This window comes from Frankia sp. CcWB2 (assembly GCF_977927585.1).
The window spans coordinates 11,908-13,533 of record NZ_CDWRCM010000039.1; the positions used below are offsets into that span (position 1 = coordinate 11,908).

Here is a 1,626-nt window from a genome sequence, read left to right on the forward strand (position 1 = left end):
GCGCAGGTGCACCTCCGCCGTCCCGGGCTCGCCGTTGCCGGCGAGGGTCGCGATGACCTCGGCGTCCCCGCCGTCTCCCCGCAGGAAGGGCCGGATCTCCTCCATGATCTCTTCGACCTGCTCGCGCAGGCGGGCGTCCGCGGCGGTGCGCTCGGTGGAGTCCGAGGCACCGAAGGACGTCCCGCAGCCGCAGGAGCTGGTCGCGTTCGGGTTATGGAAGGTGAACCCGGAGGAGGTCAGCGTCTCGGTGTAGTCCACGCGCAGCCCGCGCAGCAGGTGAACCATCGACGAGTGGACGACGACGTCGAAGCCGTCCTGGCCGACGACGACGTCCTCGGCCTCAGCGCCGGGGACGAGCGCCAGGTTGTAGATGAAGCCGGCGCAGCCACCGGGGTCGACGCCGATCCGCAGGCTGAACCCGCTCGTGCCGGGAGTCGAGGCGAGCAGGTGACGGACCTGCTTCACGGCCCGGTCGGTCAGTTCGACGGTGGGGGTGGTGGCGCTCATCGGACGGCAACCTCCGCTTCGGCACGATGTGCAACAAGGCGGGAGCCGACCTCGGCCACCGCCTTCTCGATCAGGTCGTAGAGCTCCACCGGTTCGATCCCGGCGTTCTCGAGCGCCTCGCGCGGCCCGAGGCCGATCTTGCTGCACAACACCGCCGCGCAGTCGGACAGCATCGCGACCGTCTTGTCGAGCTTGGAGGCGTCCTCGTCGCAGTCCGACGGGCCGTTGCAGTAGCGGTCCACGTCGCGGGTCTGCACGAGCCGGGCCCAGCCCGGACCCCCCTCGTAGATCCAGAACTCGGTCGCGTGACCGAAGTGCTGGTTCACCACGCCGCTGCCCTTGGTCGCGACAGCGACGAGCACGACGTCCTCCGGGCGGGCGTTCCCCGGGCGGGCCCCGGCCGGGGTGCCCTCATCGGGGGATGCGCCCGGGCCGGAGGGAATGACCGCGCCGGTCGAGATGTTCAGCACTCCCCGGGTGGCAGCAACCTCGGAGCGCCACCGTTCGATCTCGCTGTGCGTCTGCCGGCGGCCTTCGAGGTCGTAGTCGATCTCACGGCCACGGAACGCCTCGGGGGTGAACTCCTCACCCCGGTCCTCACCGAGCAGGCCGACGGCGTCGGCGCGGCACTGCCGGCAGTGCCGCATCATGTTCATCTCGGCGCCGTCGTCCTGCTCGCAGCGGTCCTGCAGCGCCTTGAGCTCCTGCGGGGTGGGGCCGCGCTGCCCGGTCAGGCCGAAGTGGGTGCCGTGCTCGGGCGCCGACACCAGCGGCATCACGTTGTGCAGGAAGGCACCGAGCTCCTTGACCTTCCGGGAAACCTCGACGAGATGGTCATCGTTGACCCCGGGGATCATCACCGAGTTGACCTTGCAGAGGATCTTCCGCTCGGTGAGCATCGCCAGGCCCTCGAGCTGGCGCTCGGAGAGGATCCGGGACGCCTCCCGGCCAGTGTACCGCTTGCCGCGGAAGGCGATCCACGGGTAGATCCGCTCCCCGGCCTCGGGGTCGATCATGTTGATCGTGATGGTGACGTGGTCGACGTTCAGCTCGGCGATGCGGTCGACGTGGTCCGGCAGGGTCAGCCCGTTGGTGGACAGGCAGAGCTTGATGTCCGGG

2 protein-coding genes are annotated in these 1,626 nt (G+C 69.8%); both read right to left on the reverse strand.

All coding sequences use genetic code 11. The features are described from left to right. Nucleotides 1–507: iron-sulfur cluster assembly accessory protein (locus ACY45C_RS06485; RefSeq protein WP_462186736.1), on the reverse strand; the 507-nt coding region annotated here is incomplete at its 3' end. Continuing rightward, nucleotides 504–1,626 (reverse strand): nitrogenase cofactor biosynthesis protein NifB (gene nifB, locus ACY45C_RS06490; RefSeq protein WP_462186737.1); only part of this gene is annotated, 1,123 nt, incomplete at its 5' end. The genes ACY45C_RS06485 and nifB, both read right to left, overlap by 4 nt.